15 protein-coding genes and 1 pseudogene are annotated in these 15,546 nt (G+C 66.3%); 6 read left to right on the top strand and 10 right to left on the bottom strand.

The annotated features are described in order from the left end of the window. Positions 1-53: 53 nt before the first annotated feature. On the bottom strand, positions 54-1,556 hold the full coding sequence (locus tag EV666_RS09995; RefSeq protein WP_132006948.1) for a flavin-containing monooxygenase: 1,503 nt from the start codon (positions 1,554-1,556) through the stop codon (positions 54-56). 125 nt (positions 1,557-1,681) lie between these two features. Here EV666_RS09995 and EV666_RS10000 point away from each other — a divergent pair, with 125 nt between their 5' ends. Continuing rightward, complete coding sequence (locus EV666_RS10000; protein ID WP_132006951.1) at positions 1,682-2,725, top strand: AraC family transcriptional regulator; 1,044 nt, start codon at positions 1,682-1,684, stop codon at positions 2,723-2,725. Positions 2,726-2,729: 4 nt separating this feature from the next. Here the strand turns inward: EV666_RS10000 and EV666_RS10005 are convergent, their stop codons facing one another. Beyond that, positions 2,730-3,509 carry a YggS family pyridoxal phosphate-dependent enzyme gene (locus EV666_RS10005; RefSeq protein WP_132006954.1) on the bottom strand — a complete coding sequence of 260 codons (780 nt, stop codon included), beginning with the start codon at positions 3,507-3,509 and terminating at the stop codon, positions 2,730-2,732. Between the two features lie 311 nt (positions 3,510-3,820). Between EV666_RS10005 and EV666_RS10010 the strand changes: the two genes are divergently transcribed. After that, complete coding sequence (locus tag EV666_RS10010; protein WP_245514340.1) at positions 3,821-4,735, top strand: MBL fold metallo-hydrolase; 915 nt, start codon at positions 3,821-3,823, stop codon at positions 4,733-4,735. A gap of 12 nt (positions 4,736-4,747) precedes the next feature. On the opposite strand, the gene EV666_RS18205 is transcribed toward EV666_RS10010, so the two are convergent. Together EV666_RS18205 and EV666_RS10020 are read right to left on the bottom strand one after the other, a co-directional pair. Further along, positions 4,748-5,035: a GNAT family N-acetyltransferase gene (locus EV666_RS18205; protein WP_165909964.1), complete on the bottom strand. Its 288-nt coding sequence runs from the start codon at positions 5,033-5,035 to the stop codon at positions 4,748-4,750. Between the two features lie 231 nt (positions 5,036-5,266). After that, positions 5,267-6,197 (bottom strand): annotated as a pseudogene (locus EV666_RS10020) (pirin family protein). On the opposite strand from EV666_RS10020, the gene EV666_RS18210 reads away from it, so the two are divergent. The 4 genes from EV666_RS18210 (at position 6,124) to EV666_RS10035 (ending at position 9,692) form a co-directional block, all read left to right on the top strand. Then, positions 6,124-6,303 carry a hypothetical protein gene (locus EV666_RS18210; RefSeq protein WP_165909963.1) on the top strand — a complete coding sequence of 60 codons (180 nt, stop codon included), beginning with the start codon at positions 6,124-6,126 and terminating at the stop codon, positions 6,301-6,303. The pseudogene EV666_RS10020 and the gene EV666_RS18210 overlap by 74 nt on opposite strands. Before the next feature lie 80 nt (positions 6,304-6,383). Beyond that, positions 6,384-6,863, top strand: coding sequence for a YbaK/EbsC family protein (locus EV666_RS10025; RefSeq protein WP_132006963.1), 480 nt, complete (start codon positions 6,384-6,386; stop codon positions 6,861-6,863). A 100-nt stretch (positions 6,864-6,963) separates the two neighbouring features. Next, a complete protein-coding gene (locus EV666_RS10030) occupies positions 6,964-8,526 on the top strand; it encodes a class I adenylate-forming enzyme family protein (RefSeq protein WP_132006966.1) in 1,563 nt (520 codons plus the stop codon). Between the two features lie 383 nt (positions 8,527-8,909). Further along, positions 8,910-9,692: an enoyl-CoA hydratase/isomerase family protein gene (locus EV666_RS10035; protein WP_132006969.1), complete on the top strand. Its 783-nt coding sequence runs from the start codon at positions 8,910-8,912 to the stop codon at positions 9,690-9,692. 182 nt (positions 9,693-9,874) lie between these two features. Here the strand turns inward: EV666_RS10035 and EV666_RS10040 are convergent, their stop codons facing one another. The 6 genes from EV666_RS10040 to EV666_RS10065 all read right to left on the bottom strand — a co-directional run bounded on the left by EV666_RS10040 (position 9,875) and on the right by EV666_RS10065 (position 15,391). Then, positions 9,875-11,080, bottom strand: a complete 1,206-nt coding sequence (locus tag EV666_RS10040; RefSeq protein ID WP_132006972.1) for an ABC transporter substrate-binding protein — start codon at positions 11,078-11,080, stop codon at positions 9,875-9,877. Positions 11,081-11,306: 226 nt separating this feature from the next. After that, a complete protein-coding gene (locus EV666_RS10045; RefSeq protein WP_132006975.1) occupies positions 11,307-12,083 on the bottom strand; it encodes an enoyl-CoA hydratase-related protein in 777 nt (258 codons plus the stop codon). 347 nt (positions 12,084-12,430) lie between these two features. Further along, positions 12,431-13,288 carry an SDR family NAD(P)-dependent oxidoreductase gene (locus EV666_RS10050; protein WP_132006978.1) on the bottom strand — a complete coding sequence of 286 codons (858 nt, stop codon included), beginning with the start codon at positions 13,286-13,288 and terminating at the stop codon, positions 12,431-12,433. Beyond that, on the bottom strand, positions 13,285-13,716 hold the full coding sequence (locus tag EV666_RS10055; RefSeq protein WP_132006981.1) for a MaoC/PaaZ C-terminal domain-containing protein: 432 nt from the start codon (positions 13,714-13,716) through the stop codon (positions 13,285-13,287). The genes EV666_RS10050 and EV666_RS10055 overlap by 4 nt, the downstream gene beginning before the upstream one ends. After that, the gene (locus EV666_RS10060) at positions 13,716-14,210 is read right to left on the bottom strand and encodes a MaoC family dehydratase N-terminal domain-containing protein (RefSeq protein WP_245514341.1); all 495 of its coding nucleotides are present in this window, start codon (positions 14,208-14,210) and stop codon (positions 13,716-13,718) included. The genes EV666_RS10055 and EV666_RS10060 overlap by 1 nt, the downstream gene beginning before the upstream one ends. Next, positions 14,207-15,391 carry a lipid-transfer protein gene (locus EV666_RS10065; RefSeq protein ID WP_132006984.1) on the bottom strand — a complete coding sequence of 395 codons (1,185 nt, stop codon included), beginning with the start codon at positions 15,389-15,391 and terminating at the stop codon, positions 14,207-14,209. The genes EV666_RS10060 and EV666_RS10065 overlap by 4 nt, the downstream gene beginning before the upstream one ends. Between the last annotated feature and the right edge of the window lie 155 nt (positions 15,392-15,546).

Genomic DNA, 15,546 nt, shown 5'->3' on the forward strand with positions numbered 1-15,546 from the left:
GGTGTTTCTCCCTTTATAATATATGTCCTTGCGACAGGCGGCGGGCGCCCGTCCTAGCGATAGGCCAGGGCGGCTTCATCGGCCTGCACGGCGGGCAGGGCAGCGATCTCCTCGCCATATTCCAGCTGATGGCGCCATGGCGCGCGATCGCCCTGACGAAACAGCTGATCCTGGGCGCGCATCACATAGCCGGCGTTGAAGTTGTCCGGGTCCATCCAGGGCAGGCGCGGCATGTCGGCGTCGTCGGCCGTGACGGTGGGCGCAACCACGGCGCGGCCCTCGCGCCGCATGTGCGCGATCACCCGGCACACCAGATCGCTGATCAGGTCCGAACGCAGGGTCCAGCTGGCGCGGAAATAGCCCAGCACATAGGCCATGTTGGGCACGCCCTCGATCATCATGCCGCGCCAGGTGACCCGCTGGGTGAAATCCACCGGCTCGCCGTCGACGCTGAACGGGGCGCCGCCGAAGAACTGCATGTTGAAGCCGGTGGCGGTGACGATGATGTCGGCGTCGAGATGTTCGCCGCTGGCCAGCTGGACGCCGCCGGCGTCGAAGCGTTCGATGGCGTCGGTGACCACCGAGGCCTTGCCGCTGCGGATGGCGGCGAACAGGTCGCCATCCGGCACAACGGCGATGCGCTGCTGCCACGGGCGGTAGGCCGGGTTGAAATGCCGCTCGACGTCGAAGCCTTCGGGCAGATGGGCGCGGGCCTGGTCGAGGAAGAAAGCGCGCAGGTCGTCGGGCTGCTCGAATGACATGCGGACAACCTCGCCAGCCTTGGCGATGTGGGCCCGTCGCATGATCTCGTGAATCCAGTCATCCGGCAGGTCAAGCGCCCGCAGCGGCGCCTCCAGCGGGTGGGCGCGCGGGTCGGCGGCGAAGAAGGTCGGCGAGCGTTGCAGCATGGTGACGTGCGCCACCTCGTCGGCGAGCGCCGGGATCAGCGTCGCCGCCGTGGCGCCGGAGCCGATGACGACCACGCGCTTGCCGGCGCAGTCCAGATCTTCCGGCCAGTGTTGCGGATGCACGATCTGGCCCCTGAAGTCCGCCATGCCGGGCCATTCCGGCGTATAGCCCCTGTTGTGATCGTAATAGCCGGCGCACATCCAGAGAAAGCCGGTGGTGAACGTCAGCGTTTCGCCGGTGTCGGCGCGGCTCACCGTCAATGTCCAGCGCTGGTCCCGCGATGACCAGTCGGCCGCCGTGACCTTGTGGCCATAGCGAATGCGCGGCGCCAGATCGTTCTCGGCGATCACTTCGCTGAGATAGGCGCGGATTTCGCCGGCGGTGGCGATGGAGCTGCCGCGCCAGGGCTTGAAGCTGTAGCCGTAGGTGTACAGGTCGCTGTCCGACCTGGCGCCTGGGTAACGGTGCGTCCACCAGGTGCCGCCAAAGCCGGCCATGGCGTCCAGAATGACGAAACTGCCTTGCGGAAAGCGCTTGCGCAGGTGGCAGGCGGCGCCAATGCCGGAGATGCCGGCGCCAACGATGAGAAAGTCGAAGTGCTCCACGTCCGCAACTGGCGCGGCCTGGCGGCTGGTTGCCGAATCCATGAGAACTGTCTCCTCCTGATATTGGGGCGAGCATTGGCCCAGCAGAAAGGATAGGTTCAAACCCGCGACGGTTCTTGCTTTCATGCGACAGGATTTTGATCTTGCGCGACACGCAGGAGGACCGGATGTCAGACGATCCATCGCATCTGAACAGCGTCCGCGCCGCGGCCCTGGCTTGCTTTGGCGATCTGGTGCGCGACCTGGGCGGAGACGCCGCCGCCATCCTGCGATCCTGTGGCCTCACGCCAGCGGTGCTGACCGACCCCGAGCGCTCCATTCCTTACCGGAATGTCGTGCAGGCGGTCGAGGCGGCCTCCCGCATTCTCAACGCGCCGGATTTCGGTCTGCGCCTGTGCGCCATGCAGGACATCAACGCCCTCGGCCTGCTGGCCCTGGTCATGCAGTCGGCTCCCAGCGTGCGCGAGGGGTTGATGCTGGGGGCGCGGCATGTCCGCCTGCATAATCCGGCGCTGGGATACCGGACTTTCATGGACACGGACAGGGGGCTGGAGCATCTGGCGGTCTTCCAACGCCTTGAGCCAAACGACGACATGCTCCAGGCCACGGAGATTTGCGTCTCATACATGCGCCGCACGCTTGAGCTGCTGTCTGGCGGCGCGGTGCAGCCGGTGGCCATTCACTTCCGCCATGCCCCGTTGGGCAGCGAGGCGCAATATCGCCAGCATCTGGGGCAGACGCCGCGTTTCAACGCCGCCTTCGATGGCGTTTCAGTCGACGCCCTGGCGATGCGGCGACGCTCGCTACGGCATAACCAGTTTCTGGAGCGCTTCGTCGGCGGCTTTCTGGCGGGACTGTCGCCGGCGCCTGAGCAATCCGCCGCCGATCAGGTGCGTCATGCGCTGGCCAGTCTGGTGCGGCTGGAGATGGCGGACCTGGGCACGGTGGCGCGGATTCTCGGGCGTCATCCCAGGACATTGCAACGGCGATTGCACGCTGAAGGCGTGGGGTTTGAAGAATTACGCGACGTGGCGCGAAAAAACTGGGCGCGTGAGCTGCTCGGCCAGCAGGAGCTTGGCCTGGTCCATATCGCCCACCTGCTCGGCTTTGCCGACCAGTCGGTGCTCACCCGCGCCTGCCAGCGCTGGTTCGGCGCGACGCCCCGGCAATTGCGCCGGAACGCCGGGGCCTGGCCCAGGGCGGCGCTCTGAAGGCTCAGGCCAGGCCTGGCCAATAGAAGGCGTCGCTGGTTGGGCGCGCGCCGAAGATGGCCTGGCCAACCCGCACGACGCTGGCGCCTTCCTCAATGGCGATTTCGTAGTCGCCGGACATACCCATGGACAACCCGGTGAGCCCGGGATGAACCCGGGCGGCGCGATCCCGCAGGGCCCGCAGCAGGCGGAAACATTCGCGCACCCGCTCCACGTCGGCGCTGAAGATCGCCAGGGTCATGAGGCCGCGCGGCTTCAGCCGGGGATAGTCCGGCAGGCGTTCGACAAACGGCAGGAGCGCTTCGGGATGCAGACCATATTTGCTGTCCTCGCCGGAAGTATTGACCTGGACGAACACGTCAAGATCGCGCCCCTGGGCCTCAAGGCGGCGGTTCAGTTCTTCGGCCAGCCGCAAACTGTCCAGGGCGTGGAACGCCGACGCCAGCCGAACCAGATATTTCACCTTGTTGGTCTGGAGGTGGCCAATAATGTTCCAGCGGATAGGCAGATCAGCCAGCGCCGCCTGCTTGTCGCGCGCTTCCTGGAGTTTGTTTTCGCCGAAATCGGCGATGCCGGCGGAGAAGGCGAGGCGCAAGATGTGGGCGGGCACTGTCTTGGTGACGGGCAGCAGCCGCACGCTGGCCGGGTCGCGGCCGCAGCGGCGACAGGCGGCGGCGATCCGCGCCTGGACGGTTTGAAGGTTGGCCGCGAACGTTCCCGCCGGATCCGCGCCGAAACGGGCGATGTCGTCGGGTGAAAGCGTGGTGGCTGCGTGTGTTGTCATGTCCATCCTGCTCCTGCCGGGCCGCCAGGCCGCTGCGGGCTCCCCGCGCGGGCGCCGGCGGCTTTATCGGGGGACACCTGTCCGGTTCCGCCAGCCTTCTGGCGCACCATGCGGTCCGCCTGGGGGTTCTCCCCGGGGCGCGCCTGGCCCGCAAGCGCTGGCGCCGTGCGCCCTGGTAAACGCGTCATGGTTTCTGGGGGGCGGTTGCATCGTCCGCCCGCATCAGCCATGGAAAGAACCGGCATGGAGCAGTCGCCGTCGAATGTCGAGCGGATGCGCATGGGCGTGGGAGGAAGAAGATGGGCGGCGTCATGACGGCTCGGAAACAGAACGACATCGCGCGGGCGGATTTTGGACCGGTCACGGTGTATTTCGGCGACAGGAACGGCAAGTATCCCGATGGCAACCAGGTGATTGTCCGGGGCTCGGATTCCGTCGCCGTGTTCGACACGCCGATCAGCGCCAACGCCATCGGTCCTGACTTCACCAACGCGGATCTGTGCATTCTCGGCCATGTGCACGAGGATCACATGGCCGGCCTGCATCTGCTGCGGGGCAAGCCGGTTTATGCCCATGAGGCGGACGTCGCGGCCGCGCGCTCCTGGGAAACGCTGGCGGATGTGTTCGGTTATGAGGGGGCGGAGCGGGCCCGTTCCCGCGCCCGCTTCGAGAAGGACTTCCACTACATCGAGGCGCCGGACGCCATCGCCTACAAGGATGGCGCCACATGGGATCTGGGCGGCGTCACCGTGCGCGCCGCGCACATGCCGGGTCACACGCCGGGCCATTGCGCGCTGCTGGTGGAGCCTTATGGCCTTGCCTTTATCGGCGACATCGATCTGAGCACCTTCGGCCCCTATTACGGCGACACCAATTCCAGCCTGCATGATTTCCGCGAAACCTTGCGCAAGGTGCGGGACCTGCCGGCGAAAGTGTGGGTCACCTTCCACCACAAGGGCGTTTACACCGATCGCCAGCGCTTTCTGGATGATCTCTGCGCCTATGAGGCGCGGTTTGACGCGCGTGACGCGCGCCTTCTGGAGATGTTGGGCGCCGGGCCGCAAACCGTCGGGCAACTGGCGCAGGGGCGCATCCTTTACCCGGCGCATGTCAACGAGCCGTGGGTCGATGGCGTCGAGGCGCGCTCCATCGCCATGCATCTGGATGACCTGATGGGCCAGGGGCGCGTCGCCCGCGACGGCGACGGGCGCTATCGCCTGGTCTGAGGAGAGCGACGGTCAGCCGGCGCGCAGGTCGTCGTATTCCGGGTGGCGGCTGGCGACGGCGCGCACGTAGCCGCAGCGGGGAACCATGCGGCGGCCGCTGGCGCGGAGCATGTCGAAAACGCCGAGCACCAGCTGGCTGGCGACGCCTGTACCACGCAGCGCCGGCGGCACTTCGGCATGATCGAGGCTGACGACATCTCCCGCCTGGCGATAGCTGACGAAGGCAAGGCCCGCGTCGGTCAGCATTTCAAATCTGCCGGTCGCCGTGTTGTCGCGAATGTCGGGGTGCAACTGGCTCATGGCCGGGTCCTTTCTGAAACGATCCGGGTGGTTCACGGGGGCCTGCGTCATCGTCCCGCGTGATTGTGTTCCGGCCGCGCACGGTCGCACGGCCCTGGCCTGCCGCGCCCGTGACCGCCTGTAACAGGTTGCGACGCGGACGCGGCCGCGATCCGCACGCCGGCATGGCGCATGTTCCCGCCGCAGATGCATGCGCCTGGGTTTAATCAGAACCCGGCGTTGGCCGGGGCGTCAGTCCGGCAGCGGAATGTATTCGGCGCGGTCGGTTGGCGGCAGGTCGAACTGTCCCTGGCCCCATTTGCCGGCGCGCCATTCGGCCTTGGCGTGTTCGATCCGCTCCTTGCTGGAGGCGACGAAGTTCCACCAGACATAGCGTGGACCGCGCAGGGTCGCCCCGCCCAGCGCCATCAGGCGGGCGCCTTGCGGGCCCGCCGCCACGGTGATGAGATCGCCGGGGCGAAACACCATCATCCGGCCGGCTTCGAAATCCTGCCCGGCAATGGTCACCGAACCCTCCATGATGTAGAGGCCCCGGTCCTCGTGCTCATCCGGCAGGGGAAACAGCGCATGGGGCGCCAGCGCCACGTCGAGATAAAATGTCTCGGAATACAGTGTCGCCGGCGCCGCGGCCCCGTAGGCCGAGCCCAGCACAAGGCGCGCCTTCACCCCGCCATCCTCAAACACCGGCAGCTTGTCCTTGCCAAAATGCTCGAACGCCGGCGCCACGTCCTCGGCTTCATCCGGCAACGCCACCCAGGTCTGCACGCCGAACAGCGCGTGCGGGTTGGCGCGGGTTTCCGCATCGGTGCGCTCGGAATGGGTGACGCCCTTGCCGGCCACCATCCAGTTGACCTCGCCGGGCTTGATCGGCTGTTCGCTGCCCAGGCTGTCGCGGTGGTGGAACTGGCCGCGATACAGGTAGGTGACCGTGCCAAGACCGATATGCGGATGCGGGCGAATGTCGATGCCGCCGCCGGTGAGAAACTCCGCCGGACCCATCTGGTCGAAGAAAATGAATGGCCCGACCATCTGGCGGCGCGGGCAGGGCGCGCCGCACTTCAAAGCCCCCCAGATCGCGCGCGCGGGGGATGATCAGCGTTTCGATGCTGTCGACGCCAATGGCGTCGGGGCAGCCTGGCGTCAGCGCGGGGTTCCAGCTCATCCTCACCTCCCTGGTTGATCCCGCCTGGGCCGGTTCCGGCAAGAAGCCGGAATCCTGGTCCCAACAGGTCAACGCCCCTGGCGCGGCGCCGTTCCTTCCGGTTTGACAGGCCGCCGGTTGACAGGGCGCGTCGGAAAGCGCGAGTCATGGCGTCTTTCCAAAACGCCCCCAAGCGAGGAGTCGACCATGAGTCTGGAGAGCGTCAAGGCATTTCTGGCCGAGCGGGCTCCCGATCTCGCCGTCATCGAAACCGGGCAACGCACCGCCACCGTGGCGGAGGCCGCCGCCGTGCTCGGTCTGCCGCCAGCGCGCATCGCCAAGACGCTGTCCCTGCGCAAGGGCGACGAGGTGTTTCTGGTCGTCGTGCGCGGCGATGCGCGTCTCGACAACCGCAAGGCCCGCGCGGCGTTCGGCGGCAAGGTGCGCATGCTGGATCTGGCGGAGGTTGAAGGCCTGACCGGCCACCCGGTCGGCGGCGTCTGCCCCTTTGGGCTGGCGCAGCCCCTCAAGGTATATTGCGACGCCTCCCTGCGGGATTTCGACGAGGTTGCCCCGGCCGCCGGCTCCATTGACAGCGCCGTGCGCCTCAGCCCGATGCGCCTTGCGGAACTGACCGGCGCAGTTTGGGTGGATGTGTGCCAGGAAATTCAGGAAGCCGCCGCCTGATCCTGGCGCGCGTGACACGCCGCGCCGCCTTTGCTACCGAAATAACAAATATAAAAACGGCGCCCGGCGTCGCGGAGGCGGCGGCCGGCAAGGAGGAAACATGAACGCGCATAGCGGAACCGCGCCCGCCTACGGCGGAGTTTTGGCGCTGGCGGCGTCGGGCCTGACGGTGGGCGGCCTGTTCGCCGCGGAGGCGTCGCGGGGGCCGGAGCGGCCGGCCCTGCAACATGAGGGACGGCTGCTGAGCTACGGCACCCTCAATGCGCGGGTGAACCGGCTGGCCGCGACGCTCGCGGCCCATGGCTGCGTGCGCGGCGACCGCGTCGCCATCTTCGCTGAAAATCGCCCGGAATATGTGGAGCTGCAACTGGCGGCGGCCAAGCTGGGGCTCATTGTCGCCTGCCAGAACTGGCGCCTGGCCCAGGAAGAGCTGGAGCATTGCCTGTCGCTGGTCGCGCCGCGCCTCACTTTCGTCTCGGAGCGGCACGCTCCCATGTTGCAGGGGCTCAATTGCGATCCCGGCAAGGTTCTGGTGTTCGGCGAGGCCTATGAGCGGCTGCTGGACGCCCATCCGGATCATGAGCCGCCCGCCGATGTGGCTGCGCCGGAAGACGGCCTGGTGATCCTCTACACCAGCGGCACCACGGGCCTGCCAAAAGGCGCCGTGATCAGCCAGCGGGCGATGATCGCCCGTTCGCTCATTGGCCAGATCGACAGCACCTTCATTCCTGGCGCCACGTTCATCGCCTGGGCGCCCATGTTTCATATGGTGTCCACCGATAACATGCTGGCCACCCTGATGACCGGCGGCAAGGTGGTGGTGATCGATGGCTTCCAGCCGGACGCCATCGTCGCCGCGGCGGCCGGCGAGAACATTGGCTGGCTCCAGGTGATGCCGGGGACGGTGGAGCAAATGCTCTCCGAACTGAAAACCACGGGGCTGCGCCCGGCCCGGCTCGGCAGCGTCGGCTGCATGGCCGATCTCGTGCCGCGCCAGCAGATCGCCGAACTCACCGACCTGCTGCAGGCGCCTTACATCAACAGCTTCGGCTCCACCGAAACCGGCAGCCCGCCAGCGAGCCGCAATCTGTTGCCGCCTGGCCATGCGCCCGCCCGCCTGCCCAAACTGCAGAATTCGCTTTGCCGCATCCGTCTGGTCGACCCGGACGACCGGGACGTCGCCGATGGCGAGCCTGGCGAACTGGCGTTTCGCGGCCCGACCCTGTTCAGCGGCTACTGGCGCGTGCCGGAGGAGAAGGATTTCCATGGCGGCTGGTTCCACATGGGCGATGTCTTCGTTCGCAACCCGGATGGCGGGCTCGAATTCGTCGACCGCCGCAAGTATCTGATCAAATCCGGCGGCGAGAACATCTATCCGGCGGAGATCGAGCGGGTGTTGCTGGCCTCGCCGCGCATCGCCGAGGCGGTGGTGGTGCGCCAGGCGGATGCGCGCTGGGGCGAGGTTCCCGTGGCCTTCGTCGTCGCCAACGACCAGACCCTCACCGGCGAGGAGGTGATCGCCATGTGCCGGGGTAAAATCGCCGGCTACAAGCTGCCGAAGCGGGTGCGGTTCGTCTCCGACGCCGAGCTGCCGCGCAGCACCACGGGCAAGATCAAGCGCCACGAGCTGGAGGACGTGCTGCGCGCCGAAGCCGCCGGGTGAGGCCAGCGGTTTAACGCGCAATGTTGATCGTCCCGCCTGGGCGGAGAAACGGGTCAAAAACGGGACGGTCAACGGAGGGGGCGTGCTGCCGCGCAATGGCGTGACCAATCAGGCCAGCGGCGGCCCGGGCATATTCCAGAAGGATGAAGCCCGCTTTGGCTTCAGGTCAAAGATATGGGGGACGTTCCGCGCGACCTGGTTTCGCCGGGAGCCCGCCAACGACCCGGTTCGGCCAGCCGCGCCATCCGGACCGGCCAGGCGGGGCGTCCCCCCCGGGATTGGCGTTCGTCAATTTCATGTCGCCAGGGTAGCCTGGCCGGGCAGGCCGCAGTACGAAACATCCGGCACAACACATCAACAACCCAAACGGGAGCAGAACGCCCATGACGGCACAAGACATTGCGGTGAGCCGCAACGGCAACGTCGCGACCATCGAAATTCGCCGCCCGCCGCTCAATTTCTTCGACCTGAAGCTGATCCGCGCCATCGCCAGCGCGCTCGAGGGCTTCGACGCGGAGCCGGAAATTCGCGCCGTGGTGCTGTGCGCCGAAGGTAAGGCGTTCTGCGCCGGAGCCGATTTCTCTTCGCCGGATAACGGGACGCCCGCCGAGACTGATCTGCTCGACACCACCGATCACCTTTATCTGGAGGCGGTGCGGATTTTCCGTTGCAAGAAGCCAATTGTCGCCGCGGTGCAGGGCGCGGCCATCGGCGGCGGCCTTGGCCTCGCCCTTGCCGCCGATTTTCGCGTCGCCTGCCCCGAGGCGCGGTTCGCGGCCAATTTCACCCGTCTTGGCTTCCACCCCGGGTTCGGACTGACCGTGACGCTGCCTGAGGTCATCGGCAAGAACAACGCCGAGCTGATGTTCTACACCAGCCGCCGCGTCACCGGCGAGGAGGCTCACCGCATGGGTCTCGCCAACGTGTTGACCACGAAGGAGAAGCTGCGCGACGCCGCCCATGCGCTGGCGGCCGAGATCGCCGAATGTTCGCCGCTGGGCCTGCTGTCGACCCGGGCGACCCTGCGCGGCGACCTGGCCGACCGGGTTCACGCCGCCACCCGGCACGAGCTCGCCGAGCAGCAGCGTCTGCGCCAGACAGCCGACTTTGCGGAAGGCGTCCGTTCGACCGCCGAACGGCGTCCGGCCAATTTCATCGGCAGGTAAATTTTATCGGCAAGTCATTGTCGTAGCCGGCCGGAAACAGGCCTCGAGCCGACCGGCCCTGGCGCGACGGCGCCGGATTTCATGCCCAGGACGCGAAGGATGCGGACGCATCCGCGCCCCGGGCGGTTCAGGCGCCGGGGCCTGGCTGATGCGCGACAGGTCTGACCCGTCGCGCCCTGGCGTCAGTCCATGTTCACCCACTTCTTGCCGTCGAAGCGCTGCAACTGCAGCGACTGGTAGGCGGAGAAGTTGTCGGGGGTGGTGTGCAGCACGATCTTCTTTTGCTGCATCGGCAGGCGCTCATTGTTGATGCTGCCCACCAGTTTCATGATGTTCTCGCGGGTCAGGTTGTCGCCGGCGCGCTCAAGAATGCGCTTCATCATGTTGCTGATGATGTAGGACGACAGGGCGTAGAAGTCGTTCGGATTTTCCTGGGCGTTCCATTTTTTCATGAACGCAACGTAATCCTTGACTTCGGGATCATTGGCGAGATCGGGATCGTCGGGCGCCTTGGCGTAATTGGCGGTGATCACCCCCGTGGCGGCGTCCGCGCCGGCGGGGATCAGCACGTGGCTGACGGATGCGGAGGCGTTGGCGACAAACTGCAGGGGCTTCCAGCCAATCTCATGCGCCTTGCGCATCGCCTGGGCAGCGAACTTCGGGGTCGTCGCGCTGATGAACACGTCGGCGCCGGAGTTTTTCAGGTTGAGCATCTGGGAATCGACCACGGCGTCGGAGGTTTCATAAGCCTGGGCGCTGACAAGCGCCTTCGGCTTGCCGTGCGCCTCAAGCGCCGCGCGGACGCCGTGCAGATGGTCCTTGCCATAGTCATCGTTGGCGTACAGCACGCCGATTTTCGCATCCGGTTTATGCTTCAGGATGTAATCGACGTAGGTTTTCTGTTCGATGGCGTAGGACGGCCAGAACGGCATGGTCCAGGGATAGGTCTTCGGATCGTTGAACTTGCCGGCGCCCGTGGCGATCAGCACCTGCGGCACCTGTTTGGTGTTCAGATACTTCTGCGTCGCCGTATTGGTGGGCGTGCCGGAGACGCCATAGATCAGCAGCACGTTGTCGCTTTCCACCAGCTTGCGCGTCTGCTCCAGCGCCTTCGGCGGGCTGTAGGCGTCGTCCAGGCTGATGTAAGTGATCTTGCGGCCGTTGACGCCGCCGTTGGCGTTCACCATGTCCCAGAACGCCTTGGAAGTGCGGCCGCCAACACCAAAGGCGGAAACCGGGCCGCTATAGGCGGTGGTGTGACCAAGACGGATTTCCTTGTCGGAAGCGCCCTGGCTGTAAGCCGGCTTCTCCGCCGCCATGGCGGAAAACGCGGTGAATGTGGCCCCCGCGACGGCGATGCCTGTTACACCCTTCAATAACCGTTTCATTGATGCCCCTCCCATGATTCCGGTGACCGGAATGGCTTTCGGCCCAGGCCGGGATGCCCGGGCCGTTGTTGAGGGTGAAACGCGGCTGGAGAAGCGCTGTCAGGGCCAGCCTGAAAGCAGCTTCTGCTTTATATTATTGTTCCAGTGTTCCACCATCATCTCACGTGTACGGCTTCATTGGACGAAATGCAGATCACACAGGTAAAATCTAGACTGTTTCGCGATGTTACCGCCCCCTGAAGACCGGCGCACGCTTTTCCACGAAAGCGCGCGCGCCTTCTTTCAGGTCTTCGGAAACGAAAGCCAGGGTCTGCATGTCGGCTTCGTGATCCAGGGTTGCCGGCAGCGGCGCGCTCCAGGCAGCTTCAAGCTGCGCCTTGATCAGGCCGAGGCCGATGGCGGGCCCGTCAGCGAAACGGCTGGCGATCCGCCAGGCTTCATCGGCCAGCGCGTCATCGTCGACGCAGCGCCAGATCAGCCCCCATTCGGCGGCGGTTTCGGCCGGCAGCGGCTCCGCCGTCAGGGCCAGCGCCCGGGCGCGGGCCACGCCGATGGAACGTTGCAGGAACAGCGAGGTTCCCGCATCCAGGGCGGCGCCCAGACGGGCGAAACTGAGGATGAAGCGGGCCGATCTGGCCGCCAGCACTACATCGCCAGCCAGCGCCAGGCCGACGCCGGCCCCGGCGGCGGGGCCGTTGACCGCCACGACAACCGGCAGCCGGCCGCCGCGCAGGCGCTCGAGAATGGGGTGCAGATGCTGGCGCATGCGGGCGCCAATCGTCGCGCCGCTGTCAAACACATCGCCGCCAAACTGGGCGCCGGCACAAAAGCCCTTGCCGGCGCCTGTCAGCAGGAGGGCGCGCACGCTGTCATCGGCGCAGGCCTCCGCCGTCGCCTCATCCAGATCGCGCATCACCTCAAAAGAGAGGGCGTTGTACTGGTCCGGGTTGTTGAGCGTGATGACGGCGACGCCGCCGCGACGCTCCAGCAATGCTGCGCTCATGCGTTGTCCTCCCGTTGAAACGCGCCAGCCTGTTGGCGACCGGTCGCAGGCCGTCCTGACCCTGGCCAGAACGCCATTTCCCGCCGCCGGCGGCGCCATTACGGCGCCCGCAACGGGGAGGCGGCCAGCCGGGCGCGAGCCGGCGGGCCGATGGATATCCACGCTCCGGCGGATCAGGGACGACGCGCATGGCGCGCCTGCCCCGGGGCGCGACCTCCGGGCGTGAAACTTCCGGCGCCGTGAAGATCGCGAGGCCTGGTGAATTCCGGGCCTGGCGAATTTCGGGCCTGGCGAATTCCGGGCCGGATGGCCGGGACAGGACCCACAACGGGTCCCGTCCCGGGCTGTCACATCAGAATGCCGCCGCCGCAGACCAGCACCTGGCCGCTGACATAGTCCGACTCCGGCGAGCAGAACATGTAGACGGCGTTGGCGGCTTCTTCCGGCTTGCCGGCGCGGCCGAGCGGGATCATCTTCGCCATGGTGTCGAGCAGGGCCGGCTGCACGCCCACCTTGATCTTCTTGCCTTCGATGTCGACGGTCTTCTGCTCGGCCTCGATGGCCTGGGTCAGACGCGTCTCGATCAGGCCGAAGGCCACGCAGTTGACGTTGACCTTGTAGCGGCCCCACTCCTTGCACATCGTCCGGGTCAGGCCGACGAGCGAGGCCTTGGCGGAGGAATAGCTGGCTTGGCCGGCGTTGCCGTAAAGGCCGGCGATCGAGGAAATGTTCACGACCTTGCGGAACACCTCGCGTCCTTCCGCCGCTTCCTTCTTGGCCATGATGCGGATTGGCTCGGAGGCGGCGCGCAGGATGCGGAACGGCGCGATCAGATGCACGTCCATCATCGCCTGGAACATCTCGTCAGTCATGTTGCTGATCGTGGCGTCCCAGGTGTAGCCGGCGTTGTTGACGATGATGTCGATGCCGCCGAACTGGTCCATGGCGGTCTGCACGAAGCGCTCGGCAAAGCCGGCGTCCGTCACGCTGCCATTGACGGCGACGGCCTGGCCGCCAGCGGCGACGATCTCGGCCGCGACGGCGTCGCCGGTCGGCGGATCCAGGTCGTTGACGACGACTTTCGCGCCTTCCGCCGCGAGCTTGTGGGCGATGGCGCGGCCGATGCCCCGGCCGGAGCCGGTGACGAGGGCGACCTTGCCGGCGACGCGGCCCTCGGCGTAGATCTTCAGCGCGGGTTCGCTCATGCCCTGTCTCCCTGGGGCAGCGCAACCACGGCTTCGCCCTTCAGCTTCACATCATTGTTCTGGTCGCGGGCGGTCAGTTCGAGGCGGGCGCGGCGCTCGCCGTTCACCTCCTCGATCGCGGTGACCTTGCCCTCGCAGGTGATCCGGGCGCCCACCTGGGTGATCGAGGCGAAGCGCACGCCGTATTCGCGAATGGCCGCGGTGGGGAACACCGCGTTCAGCGCCATGCCGAGGCGCGCCATCACGAACATGCCGTGGGTGAACACGTCCGGGAAGCCGGAGGCTTTGGCGAAGTCGCTGTCCACATGGATCGGATTGTGATCGCCCGAGGCGCCGCAATACAGCGCCAGCTCATGGCGGGTGATCGGCCCATAGGAGCGGCTGACCGGCGTGTCGCCAACTTTCAGGGCCGCAGTGGTCGTGCTCATCAGGCGGCTCCCTTTTCGTCCTGCGGATTACGGATCACGAGGGTGTTGGTAATATCGGCGATATGCTCACCCTGACCGTTCTCCACCCGGATGTCCTGGGCGACCATGGTCAGGGCCCCGCCTTTCTTGTCGACGATAGAACCAATGCGGGCCTGGAAGACCAGCTCGTCGCCGACGCAGGCGGCCTTGTGATAGATGAACTTCTGTTCGCCATGGAGGATGCGGCCGATGTCGACGCCCAGCAGCTCCAGAATTCTGTTGGGACCCGGATTGTCGAGCGACTGCAGGCAGAACATGTAGGTCGGCGGGATCGGGATATCCCGGAAGCCGGCGGCCCGGGCGGCGGCGGGATCCAGATAAACCGGATCCTTTTCGCCAATGGTGTCGAGGAAGAACTTCAGCCGGCGCGGCTCCACGAAGGCGCGTTGCTGGGGCAGTTCCATGCCAACGAGGGTTTGCGGATCGACCGCGAACTTGGGCGCTCCCATGGTCATGCCTTTTCGTAGAGAGTAACGACGCAGGCGCCGCCGAGGCCGAGGTTGTGCTGCAGCGCCAGGCGGGCGCCGTCGACCTGGGTGGAGGCCGCCGTTCCGCGCAGCTGGCGGGTCAGTTCATAGCACTGGGCAAGGCCGGTGGCGCCAAGCGGATGGCCCTTGGACAGCAGGCCGCCAGACGGATTGGTGACCACGCGGCCGCCAAAGGTGTTGTCGCCGTCGTCGATGAACTTCTCGGCGCCGCCTTCCGGGCACAGGCCGAGCGCCTCATAGGTGATCAGTTCATTGTGGGCGAAGCAGTCATGCATCTCGACCACATTGATGTCCTGCGGCGAAACGCCTGCCTTCGCATAGACCTGATCGGCGGCGGCCTTGCTCATGTCGTAGCCGACGAGCTGCATCATGTCGCGCGCCTCGAAGGTGGAGGGCGTGTCGGTGGTCATGGCCTGGGCGGCGATGCGCACGTCGGTGCGCAGGCCGTTGCGGCGGGCGAACTCGTCCGAAACCAGAATGGCGGCGGCGCCGCCGCAGGTGGGCGGGCAGGCCATCAGGCGGGTCATCACGCCTGGCCAGATCGGCGTGTCGTTCAGCACGTCATCCGCCGTCACTTCCTTGCGGAAGATCGCCAGCGGGTTCTTCGCGGCGTGGCGGCTGGCCTTGGCGCGGATCTTGGCAAAGGACGACAGCGGCGTGCCGTGCTTCTTCATGTGGCTGAGGCCGGCGCCGCCGAACAGCCGCAGCGCCGCGGGAATGCCGCGCGCGTCGATCAGGTCATCGGCCAGGTTGTCGAACAGCTCCATCGGGCCGGGGCGATCCGTGAACACCGTGCCGAGCGCGCCGGGCTTCATCTGTTCGAAGCCGAGGGCGATCACGCAGTCGGCGACGCCGGCCTCGATGGCCTGGCGGGCGAGAAACAGCGCCGACGAACCGGTGGAGCAGTTGTTGTTGACGTTCACCATCGGGATGCCGGACATGCCGACCTGATAGAGCGCCCGCTGGCCGCAGGTGGAGTCGCCATAGACGTAGCCGACATAGGCCTGCTGCACCTGCGAGAAATCCACGCCGGCGTCGGCCAGCGCCAGGCGGGCCGCTTCAGCGCCCATCACATGATACGGCTCGCTGGCTCCCGGTTTCGAGAACGGGATCATTCCAACGCCTGCGACATGAACCGCACGGGACATGATTTCCTCCTTGGCCAGCGGCGTCATCCGGGGACCATCCCGCTGGACTTTTGATTACCCATGGGTAATATCCATACCAGCGATCGGACGTCTGTCAATGCGTCTTCCTTCCGATGGCGGCGCTCTGGTGGCGCTCTTGCGTCGCGACAGGTGGG

This window comes from Camelimonas lactis, from assembly GCF_004342915.1.
GTDB lineage: Bacteria > Pseudomonadota > Alphaproteobacteria > Rhizobiales > Beijerinckiaceae > Camelimonas > Camelimonas lactis.